Consider the following 18,473-nt stretch of genomic DNA (forward strand, 5'->3'; position numbering starts at 1 on the left):
GCCCGGTCATCCTGCAACCCGCCTCACCGTTCCCCCGCCGGGGGTGTGACCGGAGGGAGGCCCGGGCTACGGGTGGGGGAAGAGGCGTTCCAGGACCAGGGCCACGCCGTCCTCGTCATTGGAGGCGGTGACCTCGTGGGCCACCGCCTTCAACTGCTCATGGGCGTTGGCCATGGCGACCCCACGGCGGGCCCAGCCGAACATCGGCACATCGTTGGGCATGTCGCCGAAGGCGAGGGTGTCCTCGGCCGTGACGCCCAGCCGGCGGGCGGCGATGGAGAGCCCGGTCGCCTTGGTCAGGCCCAGCGGCAGGATCTCCACGATGCCCTCGCCCGCCATCACCACGCCGACCAGGTCACCCGCCACCCTGCGGGCGGCGGTGGCCAGCTCGTCGTCGGTCATGCCGGGGTGCTGGATGTACAGCTTGTTGATGGGCGCCCGCCAGAGCCCGCCGGTGCCGTCCAGCCGGACCATCGGCAGGTCCGCGATGGTCAGCTCGAAGCCCGGACCGGCCAGCATGGCGCCGTCCAGCCCGTCCTGGTGTGCGGCGACCGTGAGCGTGCCGACCTCGGCCTCCACCTTGGCCAGCGCCATCGCGGCCAGCTGCCGGTCCAGGGTGACGGAGGTGAGCAGCCGGTGCGCGCCCGCGTCGTACACCTGCGCGCCCTGCCCGCACACCGCGAGCCCGGTGTAGCCGATGGCGTCGAAGACCGGGCGGGTCACCGAGGCCGGACGGCCGGTCACCACGATGTGCACCGCACCGGCGGCGGTCGCCGCCGCCAGCGCGGCCACGGTGCGGGCGGAGACCGTCTCACCGCTGGTCAGCAGTGTGCCGTCCAGGTCGGTGGCGATCAGCCGGTAGGCGGGGGCGGTGGTGGGCGCGGTGGTGGTCACGTGCCGACCGGCTCCAGCAGCTCCCGCCCGCCGAGGAACGGCCGCAGCGCCTTGGGGACCGCCACCGAGCCGTCGGCCTGCTGGTGGTTCTCCAGGATCGCGACGATGGTGCGCGGTACGGCGACCAGGGTGCCGTTGAGCGTGGCCAGCGGGCGCACCCCGCCCTCCCCGCGCATCCGGATGGAGAGCCGGCGCGACTGGTACTCGGTGGTGTTGGAGGTCGAGGTGACCTCGCGGTACTTGCCCTGGGTGGGGATCCACGCCTCGATGTCGAACTTGCGGGCGGCGGAGGCGCCCAGGTCGCCGGAGGCGACGTCGATCACCCGGTAGGGCAGCTCCAGGGCGTTGAGGAAGTCCTTCTCCCACTGGAGCAGGCGGCGGTGCTCGGCCTCCGCCTCCTCCGGCGTGGTGTAGACGAACATCTCCACCTTGTCGAACTGGTGCACCCGGATGATGCCCCGGGTGTCCTTGCCGTAGGTGCCGGCCTCGCGGCGGAAGCAGGGCGAGAAGCCCGCGTAGCGCAGCGGCAGCCGGTCGGCGTCGATGATCTCGTCCATGTGGTAGCCGGCCAGCGCCACCTCGGACGTGCCGACCAGGTAGAAGTCGTCCTGCTCCAGCCGGAAGACGTTCTCGGCGGCCTGGCCGAGGAAGCCGGTGCCCTCCATGGCGCGGGGCTTGACCAGCGCGGGGGTGATCATCGGGCTGAAGCCGGCCTCGACGGCCTGGGCGACGGCCATGTTCACCAGGGCCAGCTCCAGCAGGGCGCCGACGCCGGTGAGGTAGTAGAAGCGCGCACCGGAGACCTTGGCGGCCCGCTCGGTGTCGATCGCGCCCAGCAGCCGGCCGAGCTCCACGTGGTCGCGCGCCTCGAAGCCCTCGGCGGCGAAGTCGCGCGGGGTGCCGATCTCCTCAAGGGTGACGAAGTCCTCCTCGCCGCCGACCGGGGCCTCCGGGTCGATGAGGTTGGCGAGGGAGGCGAGCAGCCGGTCGGCTTCCTCCTTGGCCTCGTTCTGCGCGGCGTCGGCGGCCTTGACCTCGGCGGAGAGCACGGAGGCGCGCTTCAGCAGCTCGGCCTTCTCCTCGCCCTGGGCCTTGGGGATCTGCTTGCCGAGGGTCTTCTGCTCATTGCGCAGTTCGTCGAAGCGACTGCCTGAGGACCTGCGCCGCTCGTCGGCGGCGAGCAGGGCGTCGACAAGGTCGACATCCTCACCACGGGCACGCTGCGAGGCGCGCACTCGGTCGGGGTCCTCACGGAGCAGGCGAAGGTCAATCACAGGGGGAAGCCTACCGGGGCCGCCCCCCTGACCCGCCAACTCTTTCGCTGCGGTGATCCAAGGGGGCGAAGATCGAATGAGATCGATCAAGCACGATTCTTTACCTGGATAGAGCGCGTTTGTCGCTTTCCGTCCATTTTTCTGAGATCATCCCCGCTGGGGATAACCAGGGAATGCCTGTGGATAACCGGGTGTGCACAACCCTCGGCGCCGATTCGTCCACAGCCTGTGCAGTGGATCTGTGGATTCCCGCCCGTGACCGCTTCCGGCGCCCCAAATCCGTTGAAACTCCCCCATGAGCAGGAAATCGAGCACCCGACCGCGTGATGCGGGCCCCCTGCCATGACAAGATTCCGACATGTCCGACTACCCCAGGAGTCGACCTTCCATGGCGGTTTGTCGACTCATCCCCAGGGCTGTGGATAACTTGCTTCCTGTGGATGTCCGGCTGCGCCCCAGGTGGCGGGCCTGATGGCCGTCCCCTGGATGGCCGAAAAGTCGACTGATGGACACCGATCAGACCCGATCAGGCAGGTTCTGTCCCGATCGGAGTGACGGCCGTTACAGCTCCCCGCGCCCGTCCATGCACCGCGACAGCCAGTCCGCAGCCGAGGTGAAGTCCTCGTCCGAGGTGCCCGGTCGCAGCTGCGGCCGCACCTCGTCCGCCCTCGGATACGAGCCCAGGAACCGCACCTTGGGGCAGAACCGCTTCAGCCCCATCAGCGCCTCGCCCACCCGGCGGTCCGCGATGTGCCCCTCGCAGTCGATCGAGAAGCAGTAGTTCCCCAGGCCCTGGCCGGTCGGACGGGACTCGATCCGCATCAGGTTCACCCCGCGCGCCGCGAACTCCTGAAGCAGCTCCAGCAGTGCACCCGGGTGGTCGTCGCCCAGCCAGACCACCGCCGACGTCTTGTCCGCCCCGGTCGGGGAGGACGTCCGCCCCGGCCGGCCGACCAGCACAAACCGGGTGGTCGCCGACCGGCCGCCGTGGATGTCGGTGACCAGCGGCTCCAGCCCGTACAGCCGCGCCGCGAACTCCCCCGCGAACGCCCCGTCGAACCGCCCCTCCTGCACCTGCCGGGCGCCGTCCGCATTGGACGCCGCCGACTCCCACTGCGCGTCCGGCAGATGGGCCTCCAGCCACTTGCGGACCTGCGGCTGCGCCACCGGGTGCCCGGTGACCGTCTTCACATCCGCCAGCTGCGTCCCCGGCCGCACCAGCAGCGCAAAGGCGATCGGCAGCAGCACCTCGCGGTAGATCATCAGCGGGGAGCCGGTGGCCAGCTCGTCCAGCGTGGCGGTCACCCCGCCCTCCACCGAGTTCTCGATCGCCACCAGGGCGCCCGCCGCCTCGCCGCGCCGCACCGCGTCCAGCACGGCGGGCACCGAGACCATCGGCACCAGCTCGCGGGTCGCCGCCTCGGGCAGCGAGCGCAGGGCCGCCTCGGTGAAGGTGCCCTCGGGCCCGAGATAGGTGTAGCGGGTGGCCGACATTCCGCCTCCGTGCGGTGCGCTGCTGGGGCGTCCGCAGACAGACGCCCGTTTCGCCACCTTAACCAGTCCGCCGGTCGGGGCGCGGCACGTTCCGCCCCCTGGAACCCCTCACGACTCCAGCAGCGCCTGGCCCACATAGCCGCCCGGCGCCGCACCGCCCGGCACCGCGTACAGCCCGCTCGCCTCGTGCCGCAGGAACCGGGAGAGGCTGTCCGCCCCCGCCAGCTTGCGCTGCACCGGGACGAAGCCGGTCAGCGGATCGGCTTGGAAGGCGATGAAGAGCAGCCCCGCGTCCGGGGAGCCGTCCGGCAGAAAGCCGTCGTGGTACGAGAACCCGCGCCGCAGCATGGTCGCGCCGCCGTTGGCGGTCGGCGCCGCCACCCGGATGTGGGCGTCCGCCGGGACGGCCAGGGTGCCGTCCGGGTTGCGCTTCTCCAGGTCGACCGCGGTGGTCTCGGCGCCGCCGGAGAGCGGGGCGCCGTCCGACTTGCGACGGCCGATCACCCGCTCCTGGCGGTCCACCGGCAGGTTCTCCCAGTTGTCCAGCAGCATCCGGATCCGGCGGACCACCGCATACGACCCGCCGGCCATCCAGGCTGGATCCGCCTCCTTCGCCGCCACAAAGACCTTGGACGCGAACGAGGCGTCCGACGGCCGGGGGTTGTTGGTGCCGTCCACCTGGCCCATCAGATTGCGGGTGGTCACCGGCCGGGCGGTCGCCCCCGGGGAGCGGCTGAAGCCGGACATCTGCCAGCGGACCGCCGCCACCCCGGCCGCCTGCTGCTGGAGCACCCGCAGCGCATGGAAGGCGACCAGCGCGTCGTCCGCACAGATCTGCACCCACAGGTCGCCGTCGCTGCGGGACCGGTCGATGGCGTCGTCGGGGAAGTCCGGCAGCGGGTCCAGCGCCTCCGGGCGGGCGGCGGTCAGCCCTATCCGCTCGAACAGCGAGGCACCGAAGCCGAAGGTCACGGTGAGCGAGCACGGTCCGGCGTCCAGCGCGATCTGGTTCTCGTGGTCGGCCGCCGGCCGCCCCTCCGCCAGCCGCGCCGCCGAGTCCGACCAGCGCCGCATCAGCGCCGCCAGCTGCGCCCGCTTCACCCCGGCGGCGAGGTCGAAGGCGGCCAGGTGCACCCGGGCCTGCTGGCTCTGCACGATGCCCGCCTGGTGGGCGCCGTGGAACGGCACCGCCGCCGCCCCCAGCGACGTCGCCGCCGGGCCGCCCGAGCGGCCGTCCGCCGCCGCCGCATAGCCGAAGGCGCCGCCCGCCGCCCCGACCGCCAACCCGGCGGCCCCGGCCGCGCCGAGCAGCCCGCGCCGGGTGAGGGCCGGCCGCGACGACCCCGCCGCGCCGTCCTGCCCGGTCACCGTGGGCTGCTGCTGTCCGCCGTCCCGCACTGCCGTCCCGTCCACGACTGGCCTGTCCATGTTCCGCACTGCCTTGTTCCGCACTGCCTTGTTCCGCACTGCCTTGTCCCGCACTGCCCTGCCTGCGCTCCGCGCGCTCCGAGCCGCCTTGCCCACGCTCCGCTCACCCGATCCGTACCGGCGCGGTCTGCGTGACCTCGTCGATGTCGGACGACCGCACGGTCAGCGAGAGCTGCCAGTCGCCGGCCATGGGCAGCTGCGCCTCGGCCGACCAGTGCCCGGTGTCCACCTTCTGCAGGGTGGCCTTGAGCGGTCCCAGGTTCTTCGCCGGCAGGTCGAAGGCGATCCGCAGCTCCGGTACGTCCACCGGGGCGCCGGTGGAGTCGGTGAGCAGCACATGCATCTCGTTCCGGCCGGTCCGGGCCGGGTCCAGGGAGATGGCTGCGGTGCCCTTGGCCCCCGGGCCGCTGCCCCCGGTGTCATACGAGACCGCCAGGCTCACCGGCTGGGCGGGGGCGGGCGCGGGCGCGGTGACGCCGGGCGCCGCCGAGGTCTGGGCGTTGCGCCCGGGGGCGGAGTTGGTCAGCAGCGTGGTGACGGCCAGCACGGCCACCGCCACCGCCGCCTCCGCCAGTACCGAGCGCCGCAGCCGTGGGCGCTCGTTGCCCGCCGCCCGCTCCCGGGCCAGCGAGTCGGCGCTGGCCCGGCGCTCGGCCGCCGCCGCGCGCAGCGCCCGCTGCCGCTTCAGCTGGGCCTGCCGCTTGGGGTCCTTGGGCAGGTCGCCGGGGTCGGTGGTGGCCGACTGCTCCGACCGGTCCGGTACGACCGCCGCCGCCACCTCAGCCTTGGACTCGGCCCCGGCCCGGGGTGCGGCGGCCAGCAGCCGAGCCGTCCAGGCCCGCGAGAACCACGCGATGCCGAGCATCACCCCCACGAAGCCGACCTTGATCAGCAGCAGCCGCCCATAGCCGGTGTCGACCAGGGCGCTCCATGAGCCCAGCCCACGCCAGGACTGGTACACGCCCGTCGCCACCAGCACCGCCACACAGCAGAACGCCGTCCGGGAGAAGACGCCCACCGCAGCCGCCCCGACCCCGCCCCGCTCGCGCGGGATTCCCAGCCCGACCAGCAGGGTGACCAGCCCGCCCAGCCAGACGGCCATCGCCACCAGGTGCAGGATGTCCAGCGGCAGCGCCAGCCCCGCCTGGATGCCCACCGCCGCGTGGTCGGCGCCCGCCCAGGTGGCCGCCAGCGCCAGGGCGAGCAGCAGGCCCGCCGCGCCCAGACCGAGCCGGATGTCGCGCTCCGGCCGGGCGGCGGCCCGCCGCTCCAACCGGCGCAGCTCCGCCTCCTCCGGGTCAGCCGGGTCCGCCTGCTTCTCGGCCGAGGGGGCCTCCCGCCGGGCCTCGCCGTCCTGCCCCAACTGCCCCACCAGCAGCGACAGAAAGACCCCGGCCGCCGCCAGCAGCAGCAGCCGCGCCGCGAGCGCGGTGCCGAGCCGCTCGTCCAGCGTGGCGCGGACCAGCGTCAGGTCGAAGGCGTCCGCCAACCCGCTGCCCTTCTCATACGGGCCGCGCAGCAGCACCACCGCCACCGTGGAGAGCAGCAGCCCGCCCCAGCCGGTCATCAGCAGCCGCTGCACCGGCCGCGCGGAGACCCCGCGCGGCCAGCACAGCAGCAGAAAGGCGGCGGAGCCGACGAGCAGCGCAAAGGCGCCGTACGCCACCGCGCGGGCGGTGCCGTAGAGGGCGCCGACGGCGGTGCTGCCCCCGCCCTGCCGGGAGACCCCGGCGGGCACCGCCGTCTCGGACTTGGTGCCGATGGAGAAGGTGAAGGCGCCGGAGACCGGGTGCGAGTCCTCCGAGACCGCCCGCCAGGAGACGGTGTAGGTGCCCTGGGCCAGTCCGCCGCGCAGCTGCACGGCGGCGGTGGAGCCCTTGCCGTCGACATGTCCCGGGGGTCCCTGCTCGACCTGCTTGCCGGCCGGGTCGTACACCTGGAGGGAGTCGTCGGACAGCGTGACGCCCTCGCTGAAGGTCAGCACGATCCGGCTGGGGGCGGTGGCCACCACCGCGTCCTGCCCGGGGTCGGTGGAGATCAGCGCGGCGTGTGCGGAGGCGGTGCCCGCGCCGCCGAGCAGCAGCGCGAGTACGGCGCCCAGCACCACCAGCAGCGCTGCGGCGGACCGTCGGCGGCTGTGCGGCAGGCCGGTGGCGGGGGAGGCCTGGCGGGAGGTCATCGGTCCGGTCCCTTCGGTCAGCTGCCCGAGGCGGTGCCGGCGCCGGGCGGCCGGTACGTCAGGGGCTTGATGGGCACGCGCACCGCGATGGTCCCGGACCCGGCGAAGGTGAGTTCCAGTTCCACGGTGTCGCCGACTGCGGGCCTGCGGTCCAGACCCGTGATCATCAGGTGGTTGCCGCCCCGGGAGAAGGCGGCGGTGCCGTGCGCGGGCACCTCCAGGTCCTTCAGCGGCTCCATGGAACCGGCGGTGGACCGGTGCATGGTGACCGTGCGGGCGTCCGGGCTGGCCACCTTGACCAGCCGGTCGGCCGTGCCGCCGGCGTTGCTCAGGGTGAGGTAGCCGGCGGCCATCGACGGCGCGGCGGGGAGCGGGATGTACGGGTCGCTGACGCTGATCCTCGCGGGGCCCTCCCCGGTGGCCAGCCGGGCGGAGAGCCGGTCGGTGCCGCCCGGCGAGCCGCAGCCCGCCAGGGTCGCCGCCACGGTCAGCACGGCCGCGCCGACGGCGGCGGTGCGGGGCCGGATCACGGCCGCACCCCCTTGGCGAGCAGCGGCAGGTCGTGGGCGAAGACGTCGACCGAACTCTGGCTCAGATAGAGCACATGGGCCTTGTCGTCGGAGGGGAGGAAGGCCAGCACCTGGGCGCCATGGCTGGAGGTGACCGTGCCGTCCTTGTTGACCACCGGGTCCTCGACCAGGATGCCCAGCGGTTTGGCGGCCTGCTTCACCTTCGCCAGGTCGCCGGTGAGGCCGATGAAGTGCTTGTCGAAGGCGTCGAGCCAGCTCCGGAGCCGCTTCGGGGTGTCGCGCTGGGGGTCGGTGGAGACAAAGACGACCTCCACCTTGTCCCGTTCGGCGGCGGGCAGCCTCTTCATGGCGACGGCGACATCGCCCATGGTGGTGGGGCAGACGTCCGGGCAGCTGGTGTAGCCGAAGAAGAGCAGCATCGGCTTGCCTGCGGTCTGCTGCCGCAGCGAGAACGGCTTGCCGTCGGTGTCGGTGAGGACGAGGTCGGGCTTGGCGAAGGGCCTGGACAGGGCGGTGCCCTGGTACGGGGAGTGGTTCGACTCCTTGACGGCGACGGTCTGTCGGCCGGTGGTGTCCTTGTCCGGGCCGCCGCAGGCGGTGAGCGCCAGGGCGGCGGCGAGCGCCGGCGCGGTCGCGGCCGCGATGCGGCGGCCACGGCCCGGCAGCGTGGTGCGGATCATGTGCTGGGTGTCCGATCGGTGTGGTTCGGGAGGGTCCGCGGGTCGGCCCGCAGCACTGCTGCGGGCCGACCGGCCGACGGCCGGGCGGACGGGTGCGGCGGGCACCCGTCCGCCCGCGCCGCCGCATGGATCAGGAGGCGGAGCCGCCCCTGCGGCGCAGGCCGAGGACGCCCAGACCGGCGCCGACCACGCCCACGACGATGCCCACCACGCCCAGGGTGCGGGCGGTGGAGTCGGAGGAGGAGGCAGCGGCGGCCGTCTCGGTCGTACCGGTCTTCGCGTCATCGGCCGGAGCGGACGGGTCGGCCGGGGCCGACGGGGCGGTCGACGCGGGCGTGCCGTGGCCGTCGTCGTCGCCGTCCTCGGCGGCCTTGGTGAGGGTCAGCGTCGGCGCGGGGTGCTCCGGCTCCGCCTCGCCGTCCTTGGCCACGTCGATCCAGCGGACGATCTCGCCGCTGTCGTACGTCTGGAGCGCCTTGAAGGTCATCGAGTCCGTGTCGGCGGGCAGCGGGCCCAGCGAGACATTGAACTCCTGGAACTGGCCGGGAGCGATCTTGGTGCCCTTGTCGGCAGTCCAGGTGATCTTGCTGACGGCCTCGGTGATGTCGCCGCCGTGCGCCTTCAGCGGCTTGTCGAGCTTGCTCTTCTGGACCGCGACGGTCCAGCCGGGCAGCGGCTGGGTGGAGACGGACGCCACCGGGTGGTCCATGGGCAGGTTGACCTCGACCTTGGTGGTCGAGGCGTTGTCCCGCTCATTGGGCACCCGGAAGGCGACCTTGGTGTAGCTGCCCTGCACGGCCTCCCGCGGATTCACGGTGACATGCGCGGAGGCGATGCCTGCCGCGGCCAGCACAAAGGTGGCGGCGGCGGCCAGAACGGTCGCGGAGCGGCGGGCGAGGGTGCTGCGGTTCATCGTCGGAACTCTCCGTCCGGAGGTGGTACGCGCAGGCCACGACGGGTGGCCCCGGCACGTACCGGGGTGGTCTGGATCGGCATACGCACATCGCGACCGATCGGACGGGTCTCCACACCCGGGCACGCCGCAGCGCGGCGCCACCGGGCGGCCGATCAGATCGCGAACGCCGCCACCGGCGGACCACGCCGGACCACGGAGTGCCGCAGGGCTGCCGGTACCGGCAGCCGCCAACCGCCGCGCTCCGCCCCGTACGCCCGCAGCGGGCGCACCGGGGACTCGCCCAGCAGCCCGCGCAGCAGCATCCCGGCGACCGCCAGGACGGTGCGCAGCGGAGCCGCGTACGCCTGCATCACGGAGGCCGTCAGCCGCACCAGGCGCCACAGCGCGGCCTCGCCGCACCGCAGCCACCAGCCCGCCGCCACGGCGGCGGCCAGGTGCCCGGCCAGCATCAGCGGCGACATCCCGAGCATGGCCGCGTGCCACCACGGCAGCGGCGGCGCGGCGTACGCGGACGGGTCCAGGCCCGCCCGGGACACCAGCTGCTCCGGGGTCATCCCGGCCGGCAGCACCAGCATGCCGCCGACGTACTGCCCGTTGCAGAGCAGTCGGCCCGCAACCGCGGCGACGCCCGAGGGGCCGCCGCCGCCCATGCCGGCGTGCGCCATGGGCGCACCCCCGGCGCTCTGGGCCGAGTGGAAGAGCAGGTGCAGCGCCAGCTGCCCGGCGGCCAGCCCGCCGGATATCGCGGCCATCGACCGCTCCCGCCCGCCGAACAGCGCGGCCAGCGCGCAGACCAGGACGAATCCGGCGACCAGCGCCCTCGCCGGTACCGCACCGCCCGAGGCGGCGGCATGTCCGGCCGCCGCGACCAGGGTGCAGACGGCGGCGAAGGGGACGGCCCGGAGCATGCGCAGATCCCAGGCGGCGGCGTGCACCTGGTGCGGTGCCGTGGCGACCCGGGGGTGGTCTGCTGCGCGGAGGACGGGCATGGCCGGGCCATCATCTCACCGGCCGCCCTCGAGCCGAGGGCCGGGTGGTGGAATCCGGCCGCCGCATCCCGCCCTGTGAGACCGTCCGCTCATAACATCCTCCGAACGGGGTGGTACATCCTCCGAACGGGCGGTCTCGCCAGGCGGAGAAGATTGGCCGTACGGCCCGTCGGCAATACCTACCCCTATGGGGAGTCGCAGCCAGGGCCAGGAGGAATCCGTCGTGGACATCTGGTGGACGCTGCACCTCAAGCGCGAGCCCGCCAGCGTTCCGCTGGCCCGGCGCATCCTGCTGGGCACCATGGAGAGCGCGGGCGTGGACGCCCAGATCGCCCATGAGATCGGTATCGCCCTCACCGAGGCATGCGCCAACGCGGTCGAGCACGCCGCCGGCGGCCAACCCGACGAGGGCTTCCAGGTCACCGCCTCCATCGACGGCGACCGGCTGCGGATCGAGGTCATGGACTGGGGCCCCGGCCTCCCCCCGGCCGAGGCCGCCGCGCGGCGGCCCACCCTCTCCGTCCCGCTGCTGGCGCCGTCCACCGGAGCCTCCGCACCCCGCGCCCAGCGCCGCCCCTCCGCCGTGCCGGTGACACCGGTCCACAAGGCGCCCGCCCGCCCGGCCCCGCGCTGCCAGGGCAAGCACGGGCGCACCACCGTGATCAGCAGGGCTGCGGTGATGGCCTCGCTCAGCCCCGCCGCCTCGGCCCGCCGGCTGCGCGGCGCCGAACACCCCGGGCCGTATGACACCCACGTCCTCGACGCCGGGTTCGCGGTGACCGCCGGTCTGCCCGGACTGCCGCTGGACATCGGCACCGAGCTGCCCGACCCCACCGCCGAGAGCGGCCGGGGCCTCTTTCTGATCCGCGCGCTGGCCGACCACGTCCAGTTTCGCAACCACCCGCGCCGGGGGACCATCGTCAGCTTCGACAAGGTCCTGAAGTGGCGGGAGAACGCGCTGCTGCGCGCCGTCTCCTGACCGGCCCGGGCGGTGCCCTGGCAGGATCTCCGGCTGTGACGCCATCACCCCTGCCGCCGCCCGGCTCGTCGCCCGACCCGCCGCCCGACCTGCCGTTCGACGCCGTGCTGTGCGACCTCGACGGCGTCCTGCGGCTCTGGGACCCGGACGGGATGGCGGCGCTCGACCGGGCCCGCAGCCTCCCGGCCGGGACGCTCGCCGCAGCCGCCTTCCACCCCGACCGGCTGCTCCCGGCCGTCACCGGGCAGGTCACCGACGAGCAGTGGCGGGCCGCCGTCGCCGCCGACCTCGCCGAGGTCTGCGGCTCACCGGCCGAGGCGACCGCCCTGTGCACCGAGTGGACCGAGGTGCCCGCAGCCGTCGACCACCAGGTGCTCGCACTGCTCGGCGCGGTACGGCGGCGGCTGCCCGTCGCCCTGGTCACCAACGCCACCACCCGGCTGGAGGCCGACCTGGACGCCCTCGGCCTGACCGGCGCCGTGGACGCCGTGGTGAACAGCTCACGCGTCGGCGTGGCCAAGCCCGACCCCGCCATCTACCGGATCGCCGCCGAACGGGTCGGCGTCCCGCCCGCCCGCTGCCTCTTCGTGGACGACACCGACCGCAACGTCCTGGCCGCCCGCGCCCTCGGCATGACCGGGCTGCACTACCGGCACATCGGCGAACTGCGGGACGTCCTCGGCCCGCTGATCGACCCCGAGCCGGTACGGGAGGCGGCCGGATGACGGACCGCTGGGGCACCCACCCGATCGAGCTGCGCCCCACCACCGTGGTCAAGCGGTTCCGGGCGGAGGACGCCCGCGCCCGCCTTGAGCGCGAGTGGCGCCCCCTGAACCTGCTGGCGGGTGTACGTCAACCTGTGCGCCCCCGGAACCCGCCTGGCCGCCGACCCTGCCGGGTTGAGCCGGGGCGTCAGCCCCACCGCCGCCCGGCGGGTGTACGTCAACCTGTGCGCGCCCCGGAACTCGCCTGCCCGACGAGCCTGCCAGGTTGAGCCGGGGCGCCAGCCCCACCGCCGCCGAGCCGCAGCCACTCCCCGCCGGCCCAAGTCGACCCACACCACCCCCGGAACCCACCCGGCCGTCGGCCCTGCCGACGATATGACGGCACGTCAGCCACCCAGCAGCAGCGCCTCCTTCTCCGGCGCCAGCCCCACCGCCGCCCGGCCCGGACGCAGCCGGGGCTGTCCGCCCAGCCGCAGCCACTCCCAGGTGTCGGCCACCGTCTCGGTGACGGGGCGGCAGCGCAGCCCGGCGGACGCCGCCTTGGAGACATCGCTCCGGTGCAGCGCGTCGTGCGACTCGCCCGGCGGCAGCCAGACCGGCAGCTCCGTCCAGGGCTCGATCCCGGCGGCGAGCACGGCATCCGGGGCGATCCAGCGCAGCTCCGCATCGGAGCCGGTGACCCGCACACAGGTCTCCAGCAGCTCACCCATGGTGGTGTGCCCGGAAGGGCTCACCATGTCGTACGGGCCGCCCAGGCCCCGGGCGGCGGCGTCCAGCGTCCATCCGGCGAGGTCCCGGGCGTCCACGTACTGGAGCGGCAGATCGCGCGGGCCGGGCGCGGCCACCAGTCCGCCGCGCGCGATCCGGCCCAGCCACCAGGGCAGCCGCCCGATGTTCTCGTACGGGCCGAGGATCAGCCCGGCCCGCACCAGCAGCGCCCGCTCCCCGAAGGCCGCCACCGCCGCCAGCTCGCCACCCCGCTTGTCCTGCGCATACTCCACCTCACCGGCGTCCGGCGAGGCGTCGACCAGCGGCCCGTCCTCGGTCAGCCCGGCCGCCTGCGGCCAGCTGTACACCGACCGGGAGGAGACATATGCGTAGCTCCCGGCCCGCCCGGCCAGCAGCCGCGCCGCGTCCCGCACCGCCGACGGTGCCCCGGACCAGGTGTCCACCACCACGTCCCAGGTGCCCCGCTCCAGCGCCGCCAGGCCGCCCTCACCTGCCGCCGCCCGGTCGCCGCGCAGCGCCTCGACCCCGTCCGGCACCCCATGGCGCCCCCGGTTGAAGACGGTCACCTGCCACCCTCGGGCCAGCGCCTCCTCGGTGACCGCCCGTCCGACGAACTCCGTACCACCCAGCACCAGAAGTCTCATGCCGCAGACTCTGCCCGCCCCGCCCCGCCGCCGGAACCAGGTCACGCCCTCGGCGGAATCGCCCGAAGCTGAATCCCGGGAATCCCGGGAATCCCGTCCGACGGACCTGTCGTCGGTTCGGCGGTGCGCAGGCGGCCGTCGCGGACCTCCGCGAGGTGGTCGACGGCGGCGAGGTGGGACGGGTCGTGGGTGACCAGGACGGTGGCGGTGGCCCGCTGGTGGGTGAGGGCGGTGAGCAGGCCGAGGACGGCGGCGCCGCGCTCGTGGTCCAGGGCGCTGGTGGGCTCGTCGACCAGCAGCACGGCCGGGTCGTTCATCAGGGCGCGGGCGATGTTGACCCGCTGGCGCTGCCCGCCGGAGAGCTGGAGAGGCCGGCGGTCGGCCTGGTCGGCCAGGCCGACCGCGTCCAGCAGCTCCATCGCCCGGGCCCGGGCGCTGCGCGGCGACCGGCCGTCCAGGTGCGCCATCACCTGGAGCTGCTCGGCGGCGGTCAGCGAGGGCAGCAGATGCGGCTGCTGGAAGACCGTGCCGACGGTGCGGCGCCGCAACGCGGTGAGGGCGGCGCGGTCCATTCCGGTGGTGTCGGTACCCGCGATGACCACCCGCCCGGAGTCGGGGGTGACCAGGGTGGCGGCCACCGCCAGCAGGCTGGACTTGCCGGAGCCGGACGGGCCGACCACGGCGGTGACGGTCCCGGCGGGCACCCGGAGGGTGACCCGGTCCAGCGCGGTCAGCCGGGAGGCGCCGTCCGGGTAGCTGAGCGTGATGTCGGTCAGGTCGAGGCTCATCGGGCGCTCCCCAGGGCGGTCAGCGGGTCGACGGAGGTGATGCGGCGGACGGCGAGCGCGGCGCCGACCGCGCCCAGCGCGACCATCACCGCGCCCGGGACCAGCACGGTGGCCGGGTCCAGGACAAACGGCACGAGGCCGCCGACCAGCGCCCCGACCCCGGCGGCGAGCGCGCTGCCCGCGCCGGTGCCGAGGAGCAGCAGCACCACGGCCTGGCCCAGCGCGTCCCGCAGCAGATACCCGGTGGAGGCACCCAGCGCCTTGAGCACGGCCACGTCGCCGCTGCGCTGGATCGTCCACACGGTGAAGAACGCGCCGATCACCAGCGCCGAGATGGCGAAGAGGAAGCCCCGCATCAGCTGGAGCGAGCCGTTCTCCGAGGTGTAGGAGCCGATCGCGGAGAGCGCGTCGGCACGGCTGACGGTGCGGGTGCCCAGCTCCCGGTCGGCGGTGGCCAGAGCGGTGCCGGGACGGGTGGTCAGGGCGACCACGGTGGCGCCGGGGCTGCCGGACAGCCGCTGCCAGTCCGCCAGCCCGGTCCAGGCCACCGGGGTGTGGCTGTACGAGGCGTCGCCCGCGACGGCGGCCACCCTGAACCGGAGCCCGCCCAGCTGTACGGCGGACCCGGCCGCCGCCCCCAGCTCCTCGGCGGCGCCCCGGGAGAGTACGGCGGCGCCCGCCGCGAGCCGGTCGCCCTCCGGGGCCAGCCGGGACCCCGGCAGTACGCCGAAGGCCGACAGCGCGGCGGTACGGCCGCCCGCCGCCCGGGCCCGGACGGTGGCGATGCCCAGCGGCGCGGCGGAGTCCACGCCGGGCACCTCGGCCCACCGCTGCCAGGTCCGCTCGTCCACTGCGGAGTCGCTGAAGGAGACCCCCTTGCCGTCCAGCGGCGCCGAGAACGCCAACCGGTCGGCGGGCAGCCCGGTGATCGCGGAGGTGTTCTCCCGGCCCAACCCGGCGGTGAGGCCGGAGAGCAGCCCCACCAGCACGGTGATCAGTACGACGACGGTCCCCATCAGGGCGAACCGCCCCTTGGCGAACCGCAGGTCCCTCCAGGCGACGTACACGGCCGTCGGCCCTCCTCACAAGACGGTGCCGGGCACGGCTGCCCGGCGGCCGGGTCCACCGTCGCCGTACCGGGGGCGGCCGGGCATCGCACCGGGGAGCGGTTCCGCGGAGCCGCGAGGCGGACCCCGACCTCCACCTTTTGATCGATGCCGCCCGGCCCGTCCCCGCCTAGCCTGGAAGGGCCGTGAACCCGCACCCCCTCACCCCCGTCCTGCGCATCCTGAGCGGCTGCCTCCATCTGCTGGTGGCCGCGCTGCTCACGCTGGCCGCCGTCCGCGCCGCCACCGCAGGCGCCCCGCACGCCGGCGCGGTGGTGGCCGCGCTGCTCACGCTGGCCGCCGTCCGCGCCGCCACCGCAGGCGCCCCGCACGCCGGCGCGGTGGTGGCCGCCGCCGCCGCGCTGGCCGCCGTGTACGCCGCCGGACCGGCGCTGCCCGCAGTACGCCGCTCACCGGGCGCCGCCGCCGGGTGGCTGGCCGCGCTGGCCGCCGTCTGGCTGGTGCTGCTGGCGCTGACCCCGGACGGTGTCTGGCTGGCCTTCCCACTCTTCTTCGTCCAACTGCACCTGCTGCCGCTGCGCCGGGGTCTGGCCGCCGTCGCCGCCACCACCGCCGCCGCCGTCGCGGGCTTCGCGTGGCACCAGGGGTCGCTGGCCGCAGCCGGTGTCATCGGGCCGGTGCTGGGCGCGGCCGTCGCGGTCGCGACCGTTCTGGGCTACCAGGCGCTGTACCGGGAGAGCGAGCAGCGCCGCCGGCTGATCGAGGAACTCACCGCCACCCGCAGCGACCTGGCCGCCGCCGAGCACACCGCCGGGGTGCTGGCCGAGCGGGAGCGGCTGGCCCGCGAGATCCACGACACCCTCGCCCAGGGCCTCTCCTCCATCCAACTGCTGCTGCGGGCCGCCGAACGCACCCTGCCGGACCGCCCGGACGCCGCACTCGGCCATGTCCGCCGCGCCCGGCAGGCCGCCGTGGACAACCTCGCCGAGGCCCGCCGGTTCGTCCGCGACTGGACCCCGCCCGATCTGGAGGCCGGGTCGCTGCCCGCCGCCCTGGAGCGGCTCTGCGCCACCACCGCCGCCGCCTCCGGCCTCACCGTGCACTGCCACGTCTCCGGTGCCCCCGCCGAACTGCCCGCCGCCCACGAGGTGGCGCTGCTGCGGATCGCCCAGTCGGCCCTGGCCAACACCGTGCAGCACTCCGGCGCCCGCCGGGCCGAGCTGACCCTCAGCTACATGGAGACCGAGGTGGCCCTGGACGTGGTCGACGACGGCAGCGGATTCGACCCCGGCGCCGTCGCGGCGCCCGGCGGCGCACCCGGTGAGCGGCCCGGCAGCGGGCCCGGCGGCTTCGGCCTGGCCGCCATGCGAGCCCGCGCCCGCGCCCTGCACGGCACCCTCGCCGTGGAGTCGGCCCACGGGCAGGGCACTGCGGTCGCCGCCACCCTTCCCTGCCCGCCTGCCACCGGACGGACCCCCGCATGAGCGCCCCCGACCGCATCCGGCTGCTGCTCGCCGACGACCACCCGGTGGTACGGGCCGGGCTGCGCGCCGTCCTGGAGACCGAGCCCGGCTTCGAGGTCGTCGCCGAGGCGGCCACCGCCGAGCAGGCCGTGGCCCGCGCCGCGCAGCCCGGGGTGGACGTGGTGCTGATGGACCTCCAGTTCGGCGCGGGCATGCACGGCTCCGCCGCCACCGCCGCCATCACCGCCCGGCCGGACGCCCCCCGGGTGCTGGTGCTCACCACCTACGACACCGACGCCGACATCCTCGCCGCGATCGAGGCGGGCGCCACCGGCTATCTGCTCAAGGACACCCCGCCCGAGGAGTTGGCCGCCGCGGTGCGGACCGCCGCCGCCGGCAAGTCCACGCTGGCCCCGGCCGTCGCGCTGCGCCTGATGGACCGGATGCGCGCCCCGGCGGAGGCGCTGAGCCGCCGGGAGACCGAGGTGCTGCAACTGGTCGCCGACGGGCTGTCCAACCAGCAGATCAGTAGGCGGCTGTTCCTCAGCCAGGCGACCGTCAAGTCCCATCTGGCGCACATCTACACCAAGTTGGCCGTGGACTCCCGTACCGCAGCGGTGGCCGCCGCCATCGCGCGTGGGCTCATCCGGCGGTAGCCGAGGCCGGTCGCCGGTCCGGGGCCGCCGGCCAGGTCTCGACCGGGGTGCACCAGGGCAGGCCGTCGACCGTACGGCCGGTGCAGAAGCGGGCCAGCACCTCGGTGAACTCCGCCATCCGCTCCAGATGCACCAGGTGGTCCGCCTCCCGGACGGTGGTGAACCGGGCGCCGGGCAGGCAGGCCGCCACCTCGCGGCCCATCCGGGGCGTGGTGAGGATGTCGTGCTCCCCGGTGAGGACCAGCACCGGCAGCTCCGGCAGCGGCTCCGGCCGGTACCACTCATGGCGCACCAGGCGGAGGTTGTGCTCCAGCCACATGGCCAGCTCACGCGGCCCCTGGGCGACGAACTGCTGGTACAGGAACCGCGCCATGGCCGCCTGCTTGCGGACCGGGGCCGCGCCGGGCGGCGCCACGAACCAGGCCGCCAGCTCCCGGGCGAGGTCGGCGACCCGGCCCTCCTCCAGCATCCGGGACCAGCGCGGCACGCTGTCCCCGTAGTGGTCCCGGGGCTCGACCTTGGTCATCCCGGCCAGCACCAGCCGCCGCAGCATCCCCGGGTAGTGCTGTGCGAAGCGGAGCCCGACCGCCCCGCCGAAGCACGCCCCGACCAGGTTCACCTCCGCCATCCCCAGCTCGGCCAGCATGTGCCGCACGGCCGCCGCGAGGAAGTCGATGCCGTACCGGGCGGGCAGGAAGTCGGCGGTGCCGTAGCCCGGCAGGTCCACCGTGACCACCGTGCAGAGCGGCGTCAGCCAACGCTCGTGCCGTACCCAGGAGTTGCGGTCCTGGGCGGAGCCGCCCAGCAGCACCATCGGCACCGTCACCGGGGCTTCCTGGCGGACGATCCGGCAGGTGTAGCCGAACCCGGCGAAGGAGAGGTCCCGCTCCTCGGCGCTGCTCTGCGGCGCCGTGGCGGCGGGCGGCACCGGGCGGGGGATGCCGCGCCGCGTGGCGCTGGCGGAAACGACGGACATGGCGGGCTCCCCGGATCGCGGTCGGACGCCGAACCCACCATCCGTAGCACCGGTCCGGGCCA

General features: G+C 74.6%; 16 protein-coding genes and 1 pseudogene. 4 read left to right on the top strand and 13 right to left on the bottom strand.

Translation table 11 applies throughout. The features are described 5' to 3' along the window. Positions 1 to 66: 66 nt before the first annotated feature. The 9 genes from C7M71_RS15975 to C7M71_RS16015 form a co-directional block, all read right to left on the bottom strand. Positions 67 to 894, bottom strand: a complete 828-nt coding sequence (locus C7M71_RS15975; protein ID WP_111492358.1) for an HAD family hydrolase — start codon at positions 892 to 894, stop codon at positions 67 to 69. Continuing rightward, a complete protein-coding gene (serS, locus tag C7M71_RS15980) occupies positions 891 to 2,168 on the bottom strand; it encodes a serine--tRNA ligase (protein WP_111492357.1) in 1,278 nt (425 codons plus the stop codon). Before serS ends, C7M71_RS15975 begins: the two co-directional genes overlap by 4 nt. Positions 2,169 to 2,729: 561 nt before the next feature. Further along, entirely contained in the window at positions 2,730 to 3,662 is a 933-nt protein-coding gene (pheA, locus tag C7M71_RS15985) for a prephenate dehydratase (protein ID WP_111492356.1), read from the bottom strand. A 108-nt stretch (positions 3,663 to 3,770) separates the two neighbouring features. Continuing rightward, the gene (gene efeB / locus C7M71_RS15990; protein WP_114914700.1) at positions 3,771 to 5,090 is read right to left on the bottom strand and encodes an iron uptake transporter deferrochelatase/peroxidase subunit; all 1,320 of its coding nucleotides are present in this window, start codon (positions 5,088 to 5,090) and stop codon (positions 3,771 to 3,773) included. Positions 5,091 to 5,193: 103 nt separating this feature from the next. Then, the gene (locus tag C7M71_RS15995; RefSeq protein ID WP_111493043.1) at positions 5,194 to 7,269 is read right to left on the bottom strand and encodes a copper resistance protein CopC; all 2,076 of its coding nucleotides are present in this window, start codon (positions 7,267 to 7,269) and stop codon (positions 5,194 to 5,196) included. A 17-nt stretch (positions 7,270 to 7,286) separates the two neighbouring features. Then, on the bottom strand, positions 7,287 to 7,799 hold the full coding sequence (locus C7M71_RS16000; protein ID WP_111493044.1) for a copper chaperone PCu(A)C: 513 nt from the start codon (positions 7,797 to 7,799) through the stop codon (positions 7,287 to 7,289). Further along, positions 7,796 to 8,476 carry an SCO family protein gene (locus tag C7M71_RS16005; protein WP_407675987.1) on the bottom strand — a complete coding sequence of 227 codons (681 nt, stop codon included), beginning with the start codon at positions 8,474 to 8,476 and terminating at the stop codon, positions 7,796 to 7,798. Before C7M71_RS16005 ends, C7M71_RS16000 begins: the two co-directional genes overlap by 4 nt. A gap of 133 nt (positions 8,477 to 8,609) precedes the next feature. Next, on the bottom strand, positions 8,610 to 9,392 hold the full coding sequence (locus tag C7M71_RS16010) for a YcnI family copper-binding membrane protein (protein ID WP_111493046.1): 783 nt from the start codon (positions 9,390 to 9,392) through the stop codon (positions 8,610 to 8,612). Between the two features lie 155 nt (positions 9,393 to 9,547). Then, positions 9,548 to 10,384: a hypothetical protein gene (locus C7M71_RS16015; RefSeq protein ID WP_229758755.1), complete on the bottom strand. Its 837-nt coding sequence runs from the start codon at positions 10,382 to 10,384 to the stop codon at positions 9,548 to 9,550. A 223-nt stretch (positions 10,385 to 10,607) separates the two neighbouring features. Here C7M71_RS16015 and C7M71_RS33355 point away from each other — a divergent pair. Together C7M71_RS33355 and C7M71_RS16025 are read left to right on the top strand one after the other, a co-directional pair. Next, a pseudogene (locus tag C7M71_RS33355) lies at positions 10,608 to 10,880 on the top strand (ATP-binding protein); the annotation flags it as partial. Positions 10,881 to 11,398: 518 nt separating this feature from the next. Then, complete coding sequence (locus C7M71_RS16025) at positions 11,399 to 12,088, top strand: HAD family hydrolase (protein WP_229758756.1); 690 nt, start codon at positions 11,399 to 11,401, stop codon at positions 12,086 to 12,088. A gap of 386 nt (positions 12,089 to 12,474) precedes the next feature. Here C7M71_RS16025 and C7M71_RS16030 read toward each other — a convergent pair whose 3' ends face one another. From C7M71_RS16030 to C7M71_RS16040, 3 genes are read right to left on the bottom strand one after another with little or no spacing between them, the layout of a single operon-like run. Beyond that, a complete protein-coding gene (locus tag C7M71_RS16030) occupies positions 12,475 to 13,461 on the bottom strand; it encodes a Rossmann-fold NAD(P)-binding domain-containing protein (protein WP_111493048.1) in 987 nt (328 codons plus the stop codon). A 41-nt stretch (positions 13,462 to 13,502) separates the two neighbouring features. Beyond that, entirely contained in the window at positions 13,503 to 14,249 is a 747-nt protein-coding gene (locus C7M71_RS16035; protein ID WP_111493049.1) for an ABC transporter ATP-binding protein, read from the bottom strand. Beyond that, positions 14,246 to 15,316, bottom strand: a complete 1,071-nt coding sequence (locus C7M71_RS16040; protein ID WP_114914389.1) for an ABC transporter permease — start codon at positions 15,314 to 15,316, stop codon at positions 14,246 to 14,248. The genes C7M71_RS16035 and C7M71_RS16040 overlap by 4 nt, the downstream gene beginning before the upstream one ends. Before the next feature lie 185 nt (positions 15,317 to 15,501). Here C7M71_RS16040 and C7M71_RS16045 point away from each other — a divergent pair, with 185 nt between their 5' ends. Together C7M71_RS16045 and C7M71_RS16050 are read left to right on the top strand one after the other, a co-directional pair. Further along, on the top strand, positions 15,502 to 16,800 hold the full coding sequence (locus C7M71_RS16045; RefSeq protein ID WP_114914390.1) for a sensor histidine kinase: 1,299 nt from the start codon (positions 15,502 to 15,504) through the stop codon (positions 16,798 to 16,800). Next, complete coding sequence (locus tag C7M71_RS16050) at positions 16,797 to 17,435, top strand: response regulator (protein ID WP_111492509.1); 639 nt, start codon at positions 16,797 to 16,799, stop codon at positions 17,433 to 17,435. Before C7M71_RS16045 ends, C7M71_RS16050 begins: the two co-directional genes overlap by 4 nt. On the opposite strand, the gene C7M71_RS16055 is transcribed toward C7M71_RS16050, so the two are convergent. Next, positions 17,422 to 18,411 carry an alpha/beta fold hydrolase gene (locus tag C7M71_RS16055; protein ID WP_229758757.1) on the bottom strand — a complete coding sequence of 330 codons (990 nt, stop codon included), beginning with the start codon at positions 18,409 to 18,411 and terminating at the stop codon, positions 17,422 to 17,424. The genes C7M71_RS16050 and C7M71_RS16055 overlap by 14 nt on opposite strands. Between the last annotated feature and the right edge of the window lie 62 nt (positions 18,412 to 18,473).

The sequence above is a fragment of the Peterkaempfera bronchialis genome (assembly GCF_003258605.2).
GTDB classification, from domain to species: Bacteria; Actinomycetota; Actinomycetes; order Streptomycetales; family Streptomycetaceae; genus Peterkaempfera; species Peterkaempfera bronchialis.